The 18,514-nt window shown below is 40.2% G+C and carries 15 protein-coding genes and 2 tRNA genes; 6 read left to right on the top strand and 11 right to left on the bottom strand.

The window, feature by feature from the left end:
* Positions 1 to 7: 7 nt before the first annotated feature.
* Positions 8 to 712: a CDP-diacylglycerol--serine O-phosphatidyltransferase gene (pssA, locus tag BFS30_RS16170; protein WP_069380245.1), complete on the top strand. Its 705-nt coding sequence runs from the start codon at positions 8 to 10 to the stop codon at positions 710 to 712.
* Here pssA and BFS30_RS16165 read toward each other — a convergent pair.
* Together BFS30_RS16165 and folK are read right to left on the bottom strand one after the other, a co-directional pair.
* Positions 709 to 1,086: an Hpt domain-containing protein gene (locus BFS30_RS16165; protein WP_069380244.1), complete on the bottom strand. Its 378-nt coding sequence runs from the start codon at positions 1,084 to 1,086 to the stop codon at positions 709 to 711. The two genes, pssA and BFS30_RS16165, sit on opposite strands and share 4 nt — an antisense overlap.
* A gap of 17 nt (positions 1,087 to 1,103) precedes the next feature.
* Positions 1,104 to 1,598, bottom strand: coding sequence for a 2-amino-4-hydroxy-6-hydroxymethyldihydropteridine diphosphokinase (folK, locus tag BFS30_RS16160; RefSeq protein WP_069380243.1), 495 nt, complete (start codon positions 1,596 to 1,598; stop codon positions 1,104 to 1,106).
* A gap of 57 nt (positions 1,599 to 1,655) precedes the next feature.
* Between folK and sppA the strand changes: the two genes are divergently transcribed.
* The 5 genes from sppA to BFS30_RS16135 all read left to right on the top strand — a co-directional run bounded on the left by sppA (position 1,656) and on the right by BFS30_RS16135 (position 7,382).
* A complete protein-coding gene (sppA, locus tag BFS30_RS16155; protein WP_069380242.1) occupies positions 1,656 to 3,431 on the top strand; it encodes a signal peptide peptidase SppA in 1,776 nt (591 codons plus the stop codon).
* Between the two features lie 121 nt (positions 3,432 to 3,552).
* Positions 3,553 to 5,229 carry a DNA polymerase/3'-5' exonuclease PolX gene (locus BFS30_RS16150; protein WP_069380241.1) on the top strand — a complete coding sequence of 559 codons (1,677 nt, stop codon included), beginning with the start codon at positions 3,553 to 3,555 and terminating at the stop codon, positions 5,227 to 5,229.
* A gap of 19 nt (positions 5,230 to 5,248) precedes the next feature.
* Positions 5,249 to 5,851, top strand: a complete 603-nt coding sequence (locus tag BFS30_RS16145; protein ID WP_069380240.1) for a DUF4254 domain-containing protein — start codon at positions 5,249 to 5,251, stop codon at positions 5,849 to 5,851.
* Positions 5,852 to 5,854: 3 nt separating this feature from the next.
* Positions 5,855 to 6,919, top strand: a complete 1,065-nt coding sequence (locus BFS30_RS16140; protein ID WP_069380239.1) for a glycosyltransferase family 9 protein — start codon at positions 5,855 to 5,857, stop codon at positions 6,917 to 6,919.
* Positions 6,879 to 7,382: a SixA phosphatase family protein gene (locus BFS30_RS16135; protein WP_069380238.1), complete on the top strand. Its 504-nt coding sequence runs from the start codon at positions 6,879 to 6,881 to the stop codon at positions 7,380 to 7,382. Before BFS30_RS16140 ends, BFS30_RS16135 begins: the two co-directional genes overlap by 41 nt.
* Here BFS30_RS16135 and BFS30_RS16130 read toward each other — a convergent pair.
* The 9 genes from BFS30_RS16130 to BFS30_RS16090 form a co-directional block, all read right to left on the bottom strand.
* A complete protein-coding gene (locus tag BFS30_RS16130) occupies positions 7,379 to 8,239 on the bottom strand; it encodes an AMP nucleosidase (RefSeq protein WP_069380237.1) in 861 nt (286 codons plus the stop codon). The genes BFS30_RS16135 and BFS30_RS16130 overlap by 4 nt on opposite strands.
* 158 nt (positions 8,240 to 8,397) lie before the next feature.
* Positions 8,398 to 9,639 (bottom strand): ATP-dependent Clp protease ATP-binding subunit ClpX, encoded by a 1,242-nt coding sequence (gene clpX / locus BFS30_RS16125; protein ID WP_069380236.1) that lies wholly within the window; start codon positions 9,637 to 9,639, stop codon positions 8,398 to 8,400.
* On the bottom strand, positions 9,632 to 10,333 hold the full coding sequence (gene clpP, locus BFS30_RS16120) for an ATP-dependent Clp endopeptidase proteolytic subunit ClpP (protein ID WP_069380235.1): 702 nt from the start codon (positions 10,331 to 10,333) through the stop codon (positions 9,632 to 9,634). Before clpP ends, clpX begins: the two co-directional genes overlap by 8 nt.
* 219 nt (positions 10,334 to 10,552) lie before the next feature.
* Positions 10,553 to 11,899: a trigger factor gene (tig, locus tag BFS30_RS16115; RefSeq protein ID WP_069380234.1), complete on the bottom strand. Its 1,347-nt coding sequence runs from the start codon at positions 11,897 to 11,899 to the stop codon at positions 10,553 to 10,555.
* A 298-nt stretch (positions 11,900 to 12,197) separates the two neighbouring features.
* A tRNA-Leu gene (locus BFS30_RS16110) sits at positions 12,198 to 12,279 on the bottom strand.
* Between the two features lie 343 nt (positions 12,280 to 12,622).
* Positions 12,623 to 12,704 (bottom strand) — tRNA-Leu (locus BFS30_RS16105).
* Positions 12,705 to 12,871: 167 nt separating this feature from the next.
* Positions 12,872 to 13,669 (bottom strand): ABC transporter substrate-binding protein, encoded by a 798-nt coding sequence (locus BFS30_RS16100; RefSeq protein WP_069380233.1) that lies wholly within the window; start codon positions 13,667 to 13,669, stop codon positions 12,872 to 12,874.
* Positions 13,670 to 13,683: 14 nt separating this feature from the next.
* Positions 13,684 to 16,062 carry an ABC transporter permease gene (locus BFS30_RS16095; RefSeq protein WP_069380232.1) on the bottom strand — a complete coding sequence of 793 codons (2,379 nt, stop codon included), beginning with the start codon at positions 16,060 to 16,062 and terminating at the stop codon, positions 13,684 to 13,686.
* An 18-nt stretch (positions 16,063 to 16,080) separates the two neighbouring features.
* Complete coding sequence (locus BFS30_RS16090; RefSeq protein ID WP_069380231.1) at positions 16,081 to 18,498, bottom strand: ABC transporter permease; 2,418 nt, start codon at positions 18,496 to 18,498, stop codon at positions 16,081 to 16,083.
* Between the last annotated feature and the right edge of the window lie 16 nt (positions 18,499 to 18,514).

The following is an 18,514-nucleotide window of genomic DNA, read 5'->3' as shown; positions in this document are numbered from 1 at the left end:
CTTTTAAATGATAGTTAAACAGATCCCCAATGCCATTACTTCCGCGAACCTGTTCACCGGATGTATTGGTATTGTTTTCGCTTTCAACCAGGATTTAAGGTCTGCTGCTTTATGCATCCTTATTTCCTTAATCATTGACTTCTTTGATGGTTTTGCGGCCCGCCTGCTAAATGTAAGTGGGCCCATGGGCAAGGAACTGGATTCCCTGGCAGATATGGTGAGTTTTGGCGTACTGCCATCAGTCATCTTATTTCATATGGCTCCAAAATCCTTTTTTGGTTATACTGATTTCCCGGTCCTTTCTTACCTTGCTTTTTTTGTGGCTGTATTTTCGGCTTACCGGCTGGCAAAATTCAATCTGGACACCAGACAAACAGATAAATTCATAGGCGTTCCTACTCCTGCAATTTCAGCAGTAATCGCTTCTGTACCGTTTATTTACGAAAGTGATGTGTTTTATTTTGACAGTTCAACAACTACAGTTCTGTTATATCTGGCTTTTATTCCATTGGTATGTTACCTGTTGATTAGTGAACTGCCTTTAATCGCATTAAAATTCAAGAGCTTTGGTTTGGCGGAAAACACATTCAGATACATCTTAATTGTCTCGTCTGTATTGTTGCTCACCCTCTTCAAATTTGTTGGTATTCCACTTATTTTAGTTCTATATATCATATTGTCTATCATAGAACATAAAACGGCTAAAAGTTAAAGCCGTTTTTCCAATTCGGCTTTAGCCTGATCCAGTTGTCTGTATAAAACTTCCGCAAAAGCACTGATCTCGCTAAATGCCTGTGGTAATTCCTCCACATTATTCAGTTCCCTGGCATTACGCTCCATCATTTGCATATGATCTTTAGCATCATTGCGCCCTACGTATGCAAAAGTAGGCTTTATCTTATGTGCACAGCTCGAAGCACGTGCCCAGTCTTTATCTGCAATAGCCTTTCCTAAGTCCGCAACATAAGCGGGAGTCTGAGCTTTAAACAGGTCTAACATTTCTATAATAAATTCAGCGCTATCTCCAGACATATCCTTAAGGTAGGAAAGGTCCAGAGGTTCGTTATTTTTATTTGGGTCGATCATTAAACAAAATTAATAAATTAAATTTTTGTTACAGTTAAATTATCATCTAAGATACCTAATATTTCTGATACACTCTTGTGAAAAACAGGATGAATTACATCAGCTGCAATCTCCGCTAAGGGCATCAAAACAAACTTTCTATCCTGCATATGAGGATGAGGAATCTGAAGCGTTGTTCCGGAATCCACGATCAGATCACCAAACAGAATCAGGTCAATATCAATTAAGCGGGCACCCCACTTCTCTTCCCGGATCCGGCCTAAATTCTCTTCAATTTTCAACACTTTCTGCAATACATCCATCGGACTCAATACCGTGCTCAACCCTATTGCGACATTTAGAAAAGAAGGCTGATCGGCTTTTCCCCAGGCAGCAGTTTCATACAACGAGGACCTGGAAAAGACATCACCTATCTCATTTTCTATCTGCACAATTGCAGTCGTCAGAAGCTTTTCCCGATCTCCCAAATTACTTCCCAGTAACAAATAAACATTTTTACTATCCAACTGCATATAAAAGCCTCAGGCATTTTTTTACCTATATTTACAAATTAAATATTTAACCGTCAAATGAAAGAATTTTTTAAGTATGTTTTTGCAACTATCGTAGGTGTCATCTTATCTATGATACTGTTTGTAATCTTGCTCGTTTCCATCATAGTGGGTGTTGTCTCGTCAATAGGTGAAGACAAAAGTGTAGTAGTAGACAGTAACACAGTGCTTTATCTTAATCTGGATCAGTCAGTAACCGAGCGTACCTTCAACGATCCCCTATCCGAACTTCCTATTGTTGGAGATGAGGGACAAAAAAGTATTGGATTTACGGATATTATCAAAGCACTGAAAGAAGCAAAAACAGACGACAATATAAAATGTATTTACCTGAACGTCACTTCTCCGAATGCAGGCTTTGCCAACATGAAAGAGATCAGAGATGCCCTTCTGGATTTTAAAACCAGTAAAAAGAAAATCATTGCCTATAGTGAGGTCTATACCCAGGGGGCTTATTACCTGGCCTCGGCCGCTGATAAGGTTTATCTGAACCCTGAAGGTGCATTGGAGTTTAAAGGGCTCAACTCACAGCTTGTGTTCTTTAAAGGTGCCCTTGATAAATTAGGAATAGAAGCACAAATCATCAGAGTCGGCACCTATAAAAGTGCTGTTGAGCCATTTATAGCCGATAAAATGAGTGATAAGAACAGAGAGCAGGTTACCGCCTACCTAAACGGATTATATGCGACCTTTCTTGCCGACATTTCCAAAAGCAGGAACATCAGCAAAGACAGCCTTTTCCAGATCGCCGATCATTATAAAATTCAGCAACCAAAAGATGCAGAAAAATATAAAATGGTGGATGGACTAAGATACAAAGATGAAATCCTCGATGAATTGAAGTCGATTAGCGGCACAGAGAAAAAAAACAATCTTTCCACTATTACCATTAATGACTATGCAAAAAATGTAATCATGTCTGGTAAAGGAAATACCAATAAAACCAAAATTGCCGTGATCTATGCCAACGGAGATATTATGGGAGGAGAAGGGGATAACGATCAGATTGGCTCGGAAAGAATTTCCAGAGCAATCAGAAAGGCCAGAACAGATTCAAACATTAAAGCGATTGTTTTAAGGGTGAACTCACCAGGCGGTAGTGCACTCGCATCTGATGTGATCTGGAGAGAAGTAGTCCTTACAAAGAAAGTAAAACCTGTTATCGCTTCTTTCGGTAATGTCGCTGCCTCCGGTGGCTATTACATTGCTTGTGCTGCGGATTCCATTTTTGTACAACCCAATACCATTACTGGCTCTATCGGCGTATTTGGAATGATCCCTAACTTCCAGAAGTTAATGAATAAAGAACTTGGAATTACGTTTGATGGCGTAAAAACCGGACAATACGCCGATATCATGAGCGTTAACCGTCCAATGACACCAGGAGAAAGACTGATTATTCAGAATGGCGTAAACCGGACCTACGACAGCTTCATTAGTCGTGTAGCTGATGGCCGGAAGAAAAGTAAAGCTTATGTGGACAGCATTGCAGGAGGCCGCGTATGGGTCGGAACTGATGCGGTTAGAATCGGCCTGGCAGACAGAACAGGAAATTTCAATGATGCGATCTTAGCAGCTGCGAAAAAAGCAAAAATTCAGGAATACAGAATTGTAGAATATCCGGAAATGCTGGATCCGATCCGCTCATTACTGGATAACTCTGCCGATAAAATAAAAACCCATTATGCAAAACAGGAATTGGGTGCAAATTATCTGATTTATCAACAAATAAAAGCCGCAATTTCCAAATCAGGGATTCAGGCCAGAATGCCGTTCGACATTACAGTTCAATAGATTAAGATACTGGTAAAAGGGGGCTTAGCCCCCTTTTTTTATGAGAAAATTGTAGACAGCCTCCCCTATCCAGTTCTTAATTAATCGGAAAACCGCGGCTTTTTATTTAATTTAGCATCCCATGGAAAATAAAACCATTGCACGCAACTTGCGCTTGCTTTCTCAATTGATGGAATTGCACAATGAGAACCCTTTTAAGATTAAATCAGTAGCTAATGCTGCTTTTAAAGTAGACAAATTACCTTATGCCATTCAAGGCAAGAGCCTGGAAGAAATTGCCCGGATCGATGGTCTTGGAAAGAGCATCTCTTCTAAAGTCTGGGAGTTACTGGAAACAGGCACGATGACCGACTTAAATGAGATTCTTGCGGAAACGCCTGAGGGTATTGTAGAAATGCTGGGGATCAAAGGCATAGGCCCAAAAAAGATCGGAGTGATCTGGAAAGATCTTGGTATTGAAAATATCGGAGAACTATACTATGCCTGTAATGAGAACAGGCTTATTGAGGCAAAAGGTTTTGGCTTAAAAACTCAGGAAGAGATTAAAAAGATCATTGAATTCAGAATGGCAGGACAAGGAAAATTCCTTTATGCCCATGCTGAAGGCACTGTGAACACGTTATATACTGCATTAGCAGTTTGGCTGAATACCATTAACGGTGAACCGCTGTTAGGCATTGCCGGAGCATACCGCCGGTGTATGGAAATTATAGAAGATGTTCCTTTTCTGATTGGAGCAGATCAGGTAGCAGAGGTACAGGAGAAAATTTCATCCTTTGAAGGGATTGCTTTTGAAGAACAAGCCGATGGCAGTTATGCAGCAGTCGGCACCTCCGGACTCAAAGTCCAGTTGCATGTCGTTCAAAAAGAAGATTTTTACCTGAATTGGTTTAAACTTACCGGTAGTGAACAACATGTAAATGAAATACTTGCCTTAGCAGGCACAGGACCATTTGAGGATGAAGGGGCAATTTATCGATCTGCAGGTCTGGCATTTATCATGCCGGAGCTCAGAGAAGGGCTCAACGAAGTTCAGCTGGCCAAAGAAAACAAGCTCCCGGAACTGATCAGATATGAAGATCTGAAAGGCAGTTTACATAACCACTCTACCTGGAGTGACGGGGTGCATACCCTGGAACAAATGGCCGTTTTCTGTAAGGATAACCTTAAAATGGAATATCTTGGTATCTGCGACCATTCAAAGTCTGCATTTTATGCAAATGGCCTGAACGAACAACGTTTATATGCCCAGCATCAGGAAATTGACAAGCTGAACCTTCAGCTTGCCCCTTTCAGGATTTTTAAAGGAATTGAAAGCGACATCTTAAACGATGGTTCTCTGGACTATAGCGATGACATCTTAAAAACGTTTGACTTCGTTGTAGCCTCTGTACACAGCAATCTTCGTATGGACGAGGAAAAGGCTACTGCCAGGCTAATTAAAGCAATTGAGAATCCCTATACTACCATTCTCGGACATCCTACAGGAAGGTTGTTATTGAGCAGAAAGGGATACCCTATTGACTATGAAAAAGTAATCGATGCCTGTGCGGCAAATAATGTGGTTATAGAAATCAACGCCAACCCCTTACGTCTGGATCTGGACTGGCGTTGGCATAGGTATGCATTGGAGAAAGGAGTATTACTTTCCATCAATCCGGATGCCCACCGTATGGAAGGCTTTCATGATATGCATTATGGTACGCTCATTGGAAGAAAGGGTGGCTTAACCGCAGCACAATGTCTCAACGCCATGTCCCTGCAAGATATCTCAGAATACTTCAGTAATAAAAAATAGTTATCCTTACCTTTGATTCATGATTAGTAAGCTTTGCAATAAAATATTTCAGGATGCGATTAATGACTATCACATTCACAACAATATCGACCAACCGATTCAAAATAGCTATAAAATAGGCACCATTGAACACCTGCTTTATCTGAAATGCTGGATTGACACGGTACAATGGCATATGGAAGATGTGGTTCGTAACCCTGAGATTAATCCTGTAGAAGGCCTGCAATGGAAACGCCGCATCGACGCGTCCAATCAGGAACGTACTGATGTGGTAGAATATATTGACAGCTTCTTTTTAGAAGAGTTTAAAGACATCACTCCTTCTGCTACTGCAAAAATCAATTCAGAGAGTCCTGCATGGGTTATAGACAGACTTTCTATTCTGGCCTTAAAGGTATACCATATGCACGAAGAAAGTCAGCGCAGTGATGCCTCAGAAGAACATAAACAAAACTGCACGGATAAACTTAACATTTTGTTAAACCAACAAACCGATCTTTCTGCTAGCTTAGATGACTTAATCGCTGATATTAAGAGTGGAGCAAAATACATGAAAGTATATAAACAAATGAAAATGTATAATGACCCCAGTCTTAATCCCGTGCTCTACAATTCCAAGTAATTAATGCCAAAAGAAACTGCTAAAATATTAGTAATCCGTTTCTCCGCCATGGGGGATGTAGCGATGACTGCCCCCATTTTAAAAGAGTTCAACCAACATTACCCCGATATACCGCTGCTTTACATTAGCCGTGAGCTTTTCAAACCTTTCTTTAATGAGGTGAACAACCTCAGCTTTATCTCATTTGATCCCAAAAAAAAACATAAGGGCTTTTTTGGTCTGATCAGACTTTTCAGAGAACTAAACAAACATGAGATTACAGCAGTAGCTGACCTGCATCAAAACCTGAGGAGCAGAATTTTAAGTTTGCTGTTCTTCTTCAAAGGAGTAAAACTCGTTATGATAGACAAAGGCCGAAAGGATAAATCTGCACTGACCCGTAAAGAAGACAAAGTCCTACGCCCTCTTCCGCAAACCGTGGAAAGATATGCAGAGGTCTTCAAAAAACTAGGATACCCATTTGCCCTCTCCAATACATTAGAACCCGCTCAGCCAGCAAGTCTGACTGCCGAGATATTCCCGGCCAAAACACAAAAATGGATTGGGGTAAGCCCTTTTGCCCAGCATTTGCAAAAAATATATCCTTTGCATAAAATGGAATCCGTGGTCTACAGACTTGCCAGCTTGGGGTATCAGTTATTTATCCTGGGCGGCACGGCAGAAGAAGAAGAAATCGCAGACAGCTGGGCTTCAAAGCACGAGAACATCCGTTCTCTGGTCAGAAAAATTAAACTGGAAGAAGAGTTAAAGTTCATCTCCAACCTGGATGTCATGCTTAGTATGGATTCTTCGGGGATGCACCTGGCATCTTTACAGAACATCCCAGTAGTGTCTGTATGGGGCGCTACTCATCCTTATGCCGGATTTTTAGGTTACGGACAATCTATGGCAGATGTTGTTCAGGTTGATCTTTACTGCCGGCCATGTTCTGTTTACGGCAATGTTCCTTGTTACCGGGGAGACTTTGCCTGCATGAACAATTTAGCGGAATCAACTGTTGTAAATAGTGTAATAAATAAACTCAATCATGGCGAAGCAACTTCTCTTAGTACGACACGGAAAATCTGAATGGGGTAATAGCCATCTATCGGATTTTGACAGGCCCTTAAATTCCAGAGGCCTAAGAAATGCGCCGGAAATGGCAACCAGGATTCTTCATAAAGATTTAGTCCCCCAACTGGTAGTCAGCAGTCCGGCTTTACGCGCACTTACTACCGCAAAAAATTTTGCTGAGGTATGGAACAAACCCTTAAGTCAGATTCAGGAAGAAACTTCTATCTACGAAGCCAATGTAACAGCCTTATTAAAAGTGGTAAATAAGCTGAGTGATAAATACGAAAGGGTTGCTTTATTTGGTCACAATCCAGGGCTTACAGATTTCGCCAATTATCTGAGTAATGCGAATATCTATAACGTCCCTACATGTGGTACAGTGCTTATAGAGTTTCCATTTGATAAATGGGAACAGATAAGCCACCATACCGGAAATTTATTAGAATTTGATTATCCTAAAAGTGCAGATGAAGATTAAAAATGCAAGTGTTTCACTGTTAATCCATTATTAATCAACTGTTTTAAAGAATCAATTCCAATTTTCAAGTGTGTTTCCACATAATTACTGGTTACACTGCTATCACTTTCTGCCGTTTTCACACCTTCAGGGATCATAGGCTGATCAGATACCAATAGTAATGCTCCTGTTGGGATTTTATTTGCAAAGCCTGTCGTAAAGATGGTAGCCGTTTCCATATCCACAGCCATGGCACGTAAACTTTTCAGGTATTTTTTAAAGTTCTTATCATGTTCCCAGACCCTGCGGTTGGTGGTATAACAAGTCCCGGTCCAATAATCCCTGGAATGGTCACGAATGGTCGTAGAGATTGCTTTTTGAAGAGCGAAGGCAGGTAATGCCGGAACCTCAGCAGGAAAATAATCATTAGAGGTACCTTCTCCCCTGATCGCTGCGATTGGAAGAATAAGATCACCCAATTGATTTTTCTTTTTTAAGCCCCCGCATTTGCCAAGAAACAATACCGCTTTAGGACTGATAGCGGTCAGCAAGTCCATCATTGTTGCCGCCATAGGGCTTCCCATTCCAAAATTGATAATGGTAATACCATTGGCTGTTACACTTTGCATTGGTTTATCCAGACCTAAAATAGGTGCATTGTCGTGCCATTCGGAAAACATCTGAACATACTTACTGAAATTGGTCAACAGAATATATTGTCCGAATTCCTCCAACGCTCTGCCAGTATATCTTGGCAGCCAATTTTTAACAATATCACCTTTAGATTTTAATCCTGATTTTACCGGAGATTCGACTTCTTTAACTTTTTTTCCCTTTTTCTCATTTCCATTTTTGTTTACTTCTAATTCTTCATTCATATATTTTCTCCTTTTCTATTATTCATAATTCTTGCTGTTTTCCGGCCGGTGCTTTCCTTTGATACTAAAGGTAATCAGGCTTAAGGGGAGATCTTCCCGGGATAAAACCCTAAAATAACAAGTTAAAAAAAATCCCCGTAAAACGGGGATTAAATTTTTTAAGCTGCTTTTAACTTTTTAAAGTCGGCCTTTTCAAATTTCTCCACCGCGTAGTCGAGTGTAATGCTCAACTCCTTTATACTCGGATCGGAAGGAATATCAAACATCGCATCCAGCATAATTGCCTCACAAATAGAGCGTAAGCCCCTTGCTCCAAGTTTGTATTCCATTGCTTTATCTACAATAAAGTCAAGAACCTCATCTTCAAATACCAGCTTCACTCCTTCGAATTCAAACAACTTAACATACTGACGAAACAAAGAATTTTTAGGTTCTGTCAGGATATTACGTAAAGCTGCTTTATCCAATGGATTAAGGTGCGTTAAAACAGGCACACGACCAATCAGTTCAGGAATTAAACCAAAAGATTTTAAATCCTGAGGGGTAATGTATTTATACAGATTTTTAAGATCAAGATCTGCATCGTCCTTTTTCACTTTATAACCAACGGCCTGAGTACGTAACCGGTTTGCAATCTTACGCTCAATACCATCAAATGCACCACCGCAGATAAACAGGATATTATTGGTATTTACAGGGATCATTTTCTGATCAGGATGTTTACGTCCGCCCTGAGGTGGAACATTCACTATAGTCCCCTCTAAAATCTTTAGTAGAGCCTGTTGCACGCCTTCTCCCGATACATCTCTTGTGATAGATGGATTATCACTCTTACGCGCTACTTTATCCACCTCATCAATATAAACGATTCCACGTTCTGCTGAAGCGACATCATAATCCGCAGCCTGAAGCAGACGTGTCAGAATACTTTCCACGTCTTCTCCTACATAACCGGCTTCGGTAAGGACCGTCGCATCGCAAATGCAAAAAGGAACATGCAGGATCTTGGCAATCGTTTTTGCAAGTAACGTTTTTCCGGTACCGGTTTCCCCTACCAGCATGATATTCGATTTTTCAATCTCTACTTCATCTTCCTGGTTTACCTTTTGGCCTAATCTCTTATAGTGGTTATACACCGCTACAGAAAGGACTTTCTTAGCATCATCCTGACCAATTACGTATTGATCAATATGCGCCTTGATTTCCATAGGCTTCAATAAGGTAACAGAAGAATCCAAAGATTTTGCCTTCTTACTTCCAAGCTCCTGTACCAGGAGTTGATTGGCCTGGGTCACACATTTATCACAAATGTATGCATCCAGTCCTTCAATAAGCATTAAAGTATCCTGCTTACCTGAACCACAAAAAGAGCAACGAGATTCTTTGTTTTGTTTAGCCATTATTTTCTTTGTTATTCGCTCCCAGCACCTCATCAATCATTCCAAAGCTTTTCGCTTCGTCAGCTTTCATCCAGTAATCACGGTCTGAAGCCTTCTCTACCCACTCGTAACTTTGTCCGGAGTGGTTTGAAATGATGTCATATAATTCTTTCTTTAATTTAAGCATCTCTCTTAAGTTGATCTCCATATCTGAAGCAACTCCCTGTGCACCACCTGAAGGCTGATGGATCATCACACGTGAATGCGGTAATGCAGCACGTTTACCTTTGGCTCCTGCTACTAATAATACTGCTCCCATTGAAGCAGCCATACCAGTACAGATCGTAGCTACGTCCGGAGTAATGTATTGCATGGTATCATAAATACCTAAACCTGCATACACAGAACCGCCTGGCGAGTTGATATAAATCTGAATATCCCTGTTGTTATCTGTAGATTGTAAAAACAGCAACTGAGCCTGTATAATGTTCGCGTTTCCATCATAAATGGCATCACCCAGAAAGATGATACGGTCCATCATTAAACGGGAGAATACATCCATTTGTGCAACATTCAGCTGACGCTCTTCAATGATATAAGGGGTCATGCTTTTTGGAGAATTATTGGTAGCACCAATAAAACGATCCACGTTTAAGCCATTAATACGATGGTGTTTAACTGCGTATTTTCTAAATTCGTCTTTGTCTATTTTCATCAGTATATCTATTTTTCTTTAATTGCGATGAAGCTTGCTGCGCAGGTTTCATCAGTATATTCCTCTATTTATCGGACTAATTTTCACCAAATTAATTAAACTAAATTGGTAATTTATTGTGGTATTGTAAAATTCTCGAATCTCTTTATATAAACAAGGCGGCCTTAACAAAGCCGCCTTATCTGTATTATAAACTAAAAGTATCGGGTATAACCTGGATTACTTCAATTCTATAAATTTATTGTAAGCTATTTCTTTTTGGTCTAAAGTGGCAACTGATTGAATGTATTCAAATACTTTAATTGCTTTTACTTCATCAAAAATGCGGTTTGCGTTGTCTTTCTCTTTCAAGAAAGTTGCAGTGTATTGTGCCAACTGATCTTCCGGCATCGGACTTGGGCTATACATTCTGAACTGTGCATCTAAACGTTGTTTTGCAGTTTGGAATACATCCTCGTATTTAATTTCGATGTTGTTATCTTTAATCAGCTTGTTCTCGATTAAAGTCCATTTAAGGTTTTTAGCGAAATCATCATATCCTTCTGCCAATTCAGCCTCAGTTAATTTCTCGTTAGTTGCTTTTAACCACTTACGTAAAAATTCATCAGGCAATTCCATTTTCACACTTTCAATTAGTTTAGTGTACATGTCGTTCTGCAATTTGCGGTCAGCATCCTGCTTGAACATGCTTTCTACTTCCTCAGTGATTTTAGCGGTAAAACCAGCCTCGTCAGTCACTACACCTTCACCAAATAATTTATCAAAGAACTCCTGGTTTAAATCCGATTCCTCTAAGCGGTTTACATTTTTAACCGTTACCTGGAATTTAGATTGTAATTCTTTAGCGTCTTCTTCAGCAATGTTTAACAATTTGGCGATAATCACCTCATTTTTATCGAAAGCTTTTTGAACATCCAGTTCAACTACATCATCCTTTTTTAAACCAATTAAAGACTTTAAGATCTTTTTATCAGCTACCTGATCTAAACGAATAGAACCAGTGCTATTGATGCCACCTTCAAAAATTGAACCATCAGCAGAAAGTTGTGCTAATTCGGCATAAAGTACGTCATCATCTGCCGAAACTTCCGGGTTTGTCATTTTGCCATAGCTTCTTCTGATATTTTTGATACGGGAAGCTAAAGTTTCTTCGTCTGCCTTAACGTTAAATTGAGTGAATTTATCTTTGGCAGTGATTTTTACATCTACCTCAGGTGCCAGTCCCAATTCATAATCAAACTCAAACTCATCTGTATTGTCCCATTTGAATTCTTTAGTATCATCCATTACCGGTAAAGGCTGACCAAGGATTTCCACTTTATTATCAGTAAGGTGCTTGCTTAACGTTTCGCTTAACAGGGTATTGATTTCTTCAACCAAAATGCTTCTGCCGTACATTTTCTTAATATGTGCTGCAGGAACCATTCCTTTACGAAAACCAGGAAGGTTTGCTTTTTTAGCTTGCTCTCTTATAGATTTATCAACCTTTTCAGTATAATCTTCAGGTGAAATCTTAATTTTTACGACTGCATTTAAGTCGTTAATTTTTTCCTGTGTAATGTTCATCTTTCTGAATCAATAATTATTAGTGTCTTTATACAAAAAATCCCCCGTGTTGCGGAGGAACTTTTATTGCGGAAGAATTGACTTCCAATCCATCGCTCAAATTTCCTTTTCGAGGGCGCAAATATATTCGTTTTTTTGTTGATTTCAAAGCGCATAGTTTAAAAAATTATGTCCGTAGATTGTCTGAATTTCATCGACCTACACTAAAAAACCATATTGATTTCCCACCAGCTAAGAAGAGAATGAATTTTGTCTTTTAAAAGAAAAACAGCCCTTTTGAAGCTGTTTTCAATTGTTGTGCGGAAGAAGGGACTCGAACCCCCACGCCGTGAAGCGCCAGATCCTAAGTCTGGTGCGGCTACCAATTACGCCACTTCCGCAGTTAGGATGTATTTATTTCGGATTGCAAAGATAGAATAGTTTTTTAGAAATCCCAATAAACTTTAAAATAAGTTCATTTTTTATCAATACCGGGATTACATCGTACCTGTCGGGCATATTCCTTCGCCCAGGGCGGATAACCAGGACGTACGAAATTCGGCTCTGAAACGTACCAACAACGTCTTTTTGATCAGAACGACGTTGTTGGTACGTTTCAGGTACGTTCGGGGGACGTTCCAGTCATCCGCTGTAATCGAACAATAACCGGACAAAAGTAAATGAAAATGAATTAGAAATAGATGGAAATAAAAAACCCGATCTGATGGACCGGGTTTAGTTTTGTGCGGAAGAAGGGACTCGAACCCCCACGCCGTGAAGCGCCAGATCCTAAGTCTGGTGCGGCTACCAATTACGCCACTTCCGCAGTTAGGATGTCATTGTTTTGGATTGCAAAGATAGATATTGTTTCTAAAAGTCAAAACTCTTTTACAATTAATTTCAGCGCTAAAAGCTAACATATTGATCCTATACGCTTTAAATTTCAATCTTTTTTTCTTTCCCATATGTCTAAACATCCGGATTGAGAAAAGGTCAATACAATTCTTTCTGCAATTGAAAAAAATACTGAACGGCCTTCACCAACCGGCTTCCATACCAGGAAAACATTTCGCCGTCTACCAGCATCACTTTCGCCTCCGGTAAAACGGCGCGGACCTCTTCCAGGTGTTTCTCGTTAAAGGGATAAGGTTCCGACGATAAAAATACCAGCTCAGGTTTCAGCAAATCCAGCGCTGCCAGGTCCATTTCAGGATATCTGCTTTCTTTAATCACATTGCTCAGACCATTCAGGGCCAGTATATGATTGATAAAAGTATCTTTTCCGGCAAACATATACGGCTTTTTCCAGATCAGATAAGCAACACGCTTACTCAAATTATTTTGGAGGGCTAAGGTTTGCAAATCATTAAATCCAGCATGGATCAAATGATTCAGATAAGCTGCTTCAGGCTCCCTGTTTATCAGTTCTCCGATTTGACTAATGGTTTTCTTCGCATCCTCCAGATCATAAATATCACTCATCCAGACCGGGAACTCGTTCATCAGTTCTTCGATCTGCAGTTTTTCATTTTCCTCCTTATTACCAATAATCAGGTCAGGCTTCAAACTACGGATCAGATCGAGGTTTAATTTCTTAGTCCCCCCTATTTTCGTTTTTTCCTTAAACTTTGAATCCGGATGAACACAAAATTTAGTAATTCCAATTACTTCCGCGTCTAACCCCAAATCAAACAGCAGTTCTGTTTGAGAAGGAACCAGCGAAATGATTCTCTTTGGCGGATAATTGATACTTATTTTACGGTTAAGCTGATCTGTAAAACTGCGTTGCATTTCACAAAGATAAGCTACTCATACTTTAATGCATCCACTGGGTTTGCTTTTGCAGCGCGATAAGACTGCCAGCTCACTGTTAACAATGCAATAACCACAATCAGGATTCCTGTTTGCACAAATACCGCCCAGCCAATGGAAATGTGATAATCAAATTTATTCAGCCAATTGTTCATGATGAGGTAGGCAACGGGCATCGCAATTATGAGGGCCACAAATACCGTTTTCACAAAGTTAAAAGACAATAACCTTACGATCCCCGGCACGGATGCACCCAACACCTTCCGTACCCCGATTTCTTTTGTACGTTGCTCTGCACTAAAGGCCGATAAACCAAAAAGACCAAGACAGGAGATGAATATGGCCAGCCCACCAAATAGATTAGACAAGCTAACCATCGTTGCTTCATCTCTGATCTTCTCTGCCACCAGATGATCGAGAAACTTGATCTCTACAGGAAAATCAGGATTGATTTCTTTTGTAACCTTACTGATCATTTCTACATTATCTTTTAGATCTTTATCCGTATTTAAGCGCATCGTAATCACATCACTGTTATTGGGATTATAAGCGATGATCATGGGCCTTTCTTTCTTTGCAAGATCTCCCCAGGCAATGTCTTCAAATACACCTACCACCTGCCGCTTTACATCCTGAAAAACCACATTCTGTCCAACCGGATTTTTGAGTCCCATCATTTTCACCGCAGTCTTACTCAGCATCACTGCAACACTATCAGAACTTAGTCCCTTTGTAAAATCCCGACCTTCAGAAAGTTTGAGGCCATTCGTTTTCACGAAATCATAGCCTGTGAAAATCTGATCCACAGACATTTTTTTATCTCCTTCAGACATTCCCTCCCACTCCATCCCACTGCTATTGGAATTATGCTGAGAAATACTCCCCGACGACTGGCACATGGACGTGATCGCCCCCGATGCCAGCAACCTTTCTTTCAAAAGGTCATATTTAAGATAGAGGTTACCTTCATGCGGCATTTCCACCAATGCATTGACCTGGTATCCCAGGGGTTTCTTTCTGAGATAAGCCAACTGATCGTACATGATTAATGTCGCAATGATGAGCAGTACTGCAAAACCAAACTGAATGACCACCAAAACCTGTCTGAAATTTAAAGAGAAACCACTTTTGAGTCCAACCGTTTTCTTTAAGGTTTGAACAGGATTAAAAGCGGAAAGATAGAAGGCTGGATAACTTCCTGCAATAATCCCAGTAAAGAGGATCAATAGGATCACCCCAATCCAGTTCAAAGGATCACCGTAAGCAATGTGTAGTTCCGCAGAAACCAACTGATTAAATTTCGGCAAACTTAACTCTACCAAAACAATTGCAATCACAACGCTAACTAGTGTAAGCAATAAAGATTCCATGAGAAACTGAGACACCAAAGAATATCTGGAAGCGCCAATGGTCTTCTTAATTCCCACCTCTTTTGCCCGCTTTTGAGACCTCGCTGTAGAAAGATTCATAAAATTGATACAGGCAATGATTAAAATACTGAGAGCCAATATCCCAAATGTCCTTACCCGGTCAACCTGCCCACCATCTACCTTTCCGTTTAGAAACCTGTCATACAGATGGAGCTTTACCAATGGATAAGCAAAAGGTTCTGCTTCCGAAATGGTACTGGGTGCATGTTTCCTGCTGAGGTCCTTTATCTTCTTATTAAACGAGCTCACATCCGTACCTTTTTTAAGGGTAAACAAGGTAAAAAAAGAATAATTGTGCCAGTTAGGCTCGATTACCCAGGTATTCAACTGCTCATACAACTTCCAGGAATTCAGACAATCAAAATCATAACTTGTATTCGGAGGTAAATCTTCGATTACAGCGGTTACTTTCAGGGCAACCTGATTTTCAAACTTTAACCCGCGGTTTAAAACATCTGTACTTCCAAACAATTTACGGGCAGTACTTGCCGTCAATACGATGGAATGAGGATCATCTAACGCCTTCTCCAAATTTCCATGAAGCACTTTAAAATCAAATATCTTCAGCAGCTCCGGATCTGCATAACGTCCACTAACCTTAAAGGAATTTTTTCCATTCGCCAGCAAGCGCCTCGATGCCCACAATATCCTGCTGACATTTTCAACCTCAGGCATTTCCTCTTTTAACACCGTAGCGATCGTATTAGGGGATTGATTTCCCGTCGAGCGGATATGATGATCAGCACCATAAAAATTAAACATCAGCTGGTAAGTGTCACTGGACTTTTTAAAGCCCCGGTCGAAATTCCATTCATAGGATACATAAAGCAATAACATCAGACAAGCAGCCAAACCAATTGCCAGACCACTGATATTGATCAATGATGCCATTTTATTCCTCAATAGGTTCCTTAAAGCGATTTTAAAATTCAGGAGATACATGGTATATGTTTAAATTAACTATTCATATTTCAACGCATTTACTGGATCGTTGACTGCAGCTTTTTTCGCCTGAAGACTTACAGTTAACAATGCAACGGTAAGCGAGAGTAAAGTTGCCACTGCAAAAGGGAAAAAGGGCATTTCAATGCGATAAGCAAAGCCTGAAAGCCAACGGCTTGTCAGAATATAGGCAATTGGCCAGCTGATGACGTTGGCAAATAAAACCAATAGCAGGAAAGAACGATTCAACATCCTGATAATCTGAAGGTCAGAAGCGCCAAGAATTTTACGGATCGCTATTTCTTTTGTTCTTCTCTTAGAGACAAAAGCGGCCAGCGCAAACAAACCAAGCAAAGAAAGCGCAACAGAAATGAAACTAAACACCATCACCATCTCCATAAAGCGCTGGTCCGCTTTCAAGGCATTTTGAAAAGCATCTTCTGCAGTCACATAGGCCATAGGAAAATCAGGGTAGCTTTTTTTCCATTCTTTTTCAATCAATGAAATGGTATGCTGGTAATGCTCACTTTCAAAACGTACCAATAAGTTATTGGTACTTGATGTTCCGCCAACTGATGTCGCTTTATAAACAGTGGGCAATATTTCTTTATCAAATCCCTCATTATGATAATCTTTAATCACTCCGACAACCTGGAAATTGTATTTTTTTTCCTGGCTTTTCAACTCGTATTGTTCTCCTAACATTTGCCCCCCGAGCAGCTTGGCTGCCGCCTCGTTTAACACCACGGCATTTACGGTGTCTTGTGCATAGGCATTAGAAAATAGTCGTCCTGAAACAAGTTGTGCACCAAGTGCCTGAAGCGCGTCCATGCTAACTGTAACGGTATTTAATTTATAGTCCTGCCCTTTATAGCTAATTTCTCTGGGTACATTAAACACGTTTCCCATCACCTGGGTAGTGGTAGCAACATATTTAACACCTGGAATACGCCTGATTTTTTCCGCAAAATCCTTTTGATATGAAATCCGCAGATTGATTAACCTTCCCCGTTCAAAACCTGGATTCTTATTCGTTACATAGTTGTTCTGTAATGCCATTACACCAATACCAATAATAAAGGTAACTGCGATCACAAATTGTAAAACCAATAAACCATTCCTTAAAGCGACACCCTTAAACCCTCTTTCATAAGCTCCCTTGAGTACATCTACAGGATTACAATTACTAAGAATGAAAGCAGGATAAAACCCGGACAAGAGCGTGACCACTATAAAAACAGCACCCAATTGCGCTACTAATGACCAGAGCTGACTATTGTCCCAAAAAGACATCTCAATTTCAAAATGACGTCCAAAAAAAGGAAGTAAAAGTTCTGTCAAAGCAATGCTGATCACCAGAGCAAGCGAACTCAGAATAGCGGCTTCCAAAAGAAACTGCAACAGTAAACTCCTTTTATAAACCCCCAAAACTTTCTTAATTCCAACTTCCTTCGCGCGCTGAACAGACTGTACCGTAGCCAGGTTTACAAAATTAATAATAGAGATCAGCAACAGAAATACGGTCAGACCTACGATCGGCTTTACCTTTTCCAGCCAGCTTTTAGACAATACCGGATTGGCATGAACCTGCGACAGAGAGACCATCTTTAACCCGGGAAACATTCCCCCCTTGTAATATTCATTATATGAGATTTTTAAAGCAGCTAGAGTCGATTTTTTATGGTCAACATAGGTTTTCTGAAGCGTCCTGCCTAATGCAGCGGTATCTATATTTCCCTCAGCTAATGCATAAATCTTACAATAATTTGTAGACCCAGCTCCTTCTGGATCTTTTTCTCTTTCCCCACTGTGTAACGCTGCACTGAAAGGTAAACTTTCAGGGGTTATAGGATCTGCTACCACACCTTTAACCTGATAAAACGCTCCTTCATCTGAATGCCATCTCAGTACTTTTATACGCTTTCCCAGCACATCATTGGTTCCAAACATCTTTTTGGCAGTGCTTTCTTTTAATACAATGGTATTCGGTTCGGTAATCGCATTTTTTTGGCTTCCTTTCAAAAATTTATGCGGAAAAACCTTAAAAAACAGAGAGTCAACTTCCACCAAATCCATCATAATGACCGGCTCCGCGTGTTCAGTTTTAATCGCAGTACCGTTTCTCCCAAGAGCAGCCACTTTTGTTACCTGTCTGAGTTGAGGAATACTTTTCTTTAATAAGGCGGCAATTTTAGAATCCACTTCGTCCTGCCAATGCTGCCTGGCATCAGAACTAAAGAAATCATGCCTTTCCCTCAGCTGATAAACATTATTTAATCCGGAATCCCAACGGTCATAATCCTGTTCGTGATTAACATACATCAACAATAACAAAAAGGAAGTCAGGCCAAATACCAGTCCCAAAACATTTATAACTGCATACCCTTTGTTTTTCAAAAGATTGCGAAACGCTATTTTTAAGTTCAGTTTTAACATCGTTTTTCTAACCGTT

Origin of the sequence: Pedobacter steynii (assembly GCF_001721645.1) — a bacterium.
Taxonomy (GTDB): domain Bacteria; phylum Bacteroidota; class Bacteroidia; order Sphingobacteriales; family Sphingobacteriaceae; genus Pedobacter; species Pedobacter steynii_A.
Note: the sequence above shows the minus strand (reverse complement) of the source record. Positions and strands in the feature narration are given on the sequence as shown.

Excerpts from the sequence above, each read along its gene's own strand:
- pssA (WP_069380245.1), top strand. The coding sequence starts at position 8 with ATGATAGTTAAACAGATCCCCAATGCCATTACTTCCGCGAACCTGTTC.
- BFS30_RS16165 (WP_069380244.1), bottom strand. The coding sequence starts at position 1,086 with ATGATCGACCCAAATAAAAATAACGAACCTCTGGACCTTTCCTACCTT.
- folK (WP_069380243.1), bottom strand. The coding sequence starts at position 1,598 with ATGCAGTTGGATAGTAAAAATGTTTATTTGTTACTGGGAAGTAATTTG.
- sppA (WP_069380242.1), top strand. The coding sequence starts at position 1,656 with ATGAAAGAATTTTTTAAGTATGTTTTTGCAACTATCGTAGGTGTCATC.
- BFS30_RS16150 (WP_069380241.1), top strand. The coding sequence starts at position 3,553 with ATGGAAAATAAAACCATTGCACGCAACTTGCGCTTGCTTTCTCAATTG.
- BFS30_RS16145 (WP_069380240.1), top strand. The coding sequence starts at position 5,249 with ATGATTAGTAAGCTTTGCAATAAAATATTTCAGGATGCGATTAATGAC.
- BFS30_RS16140 (WP_069380239.1), top strand. The coding sequence starts at position 5,855 with ATGCCAAAAGAAACTGCTAAAATATTAGTAATCCGTTTCTCCGCCATG.
- BFS30_RS16135 (WP_069380238.1), top strand. The coding sequence starts at position 6,879 with ATGGCGAAGCAACTTCTCTTAGTACGACACGGAAAATCTGAATGGGGT.
- BFS30_RS16130 (WP_069380237.1), bottom strand. The coding sequence starts at position 8,239 with ATGAATGAAGAATTAGAAGTAAACAAAAATGGAAATGAGAAAAAGGGA.
- clpX (WP_069380236.1), bottom strand. The coding sequence starts at position 9,639 with ATGGCTAAACAAAACAAAGAATCTCGTTGCTCTTTTTGTGGTTCAGGT.
- clpP (WP_069380235.1), bottom strand. The coding sequence starts at position 10,333 with ATGAAAATAGACAAAGACGAATTTAGAAAATACGCAGTTAAACACCAT.
- tig (WP_069380234.1), bottom strand. The coding sequence starts at position 11,899 with ATGAACATTACACAGGAAAAAATTAACGACTTAAATGCAGTCGTAAAA.
- BFS30_RS16100 (WP_069380233.1), bottom strand. The coding sequence starts at position 13,669 with ATGCAACGCAGTTTTACAGATCAGCTTAACCGTAAAATAAGTATCAAT.
- BFS30_RS16095 (WP_069380232.1), bottom strand. The coding sequence starts at position 16,062 with ATGTATCTCCTGAATTTTAAAATCGCTTTAAGGAACCTATTGAGGAAT.
- BFS30_RS16090 (WP_069380231.1), bottom strand. The coding sequence starts at position 18,498 with ATGTTAAAACTGAACTTAAAAATAGCGTTTCGCAATCTTTTGAAAAAC.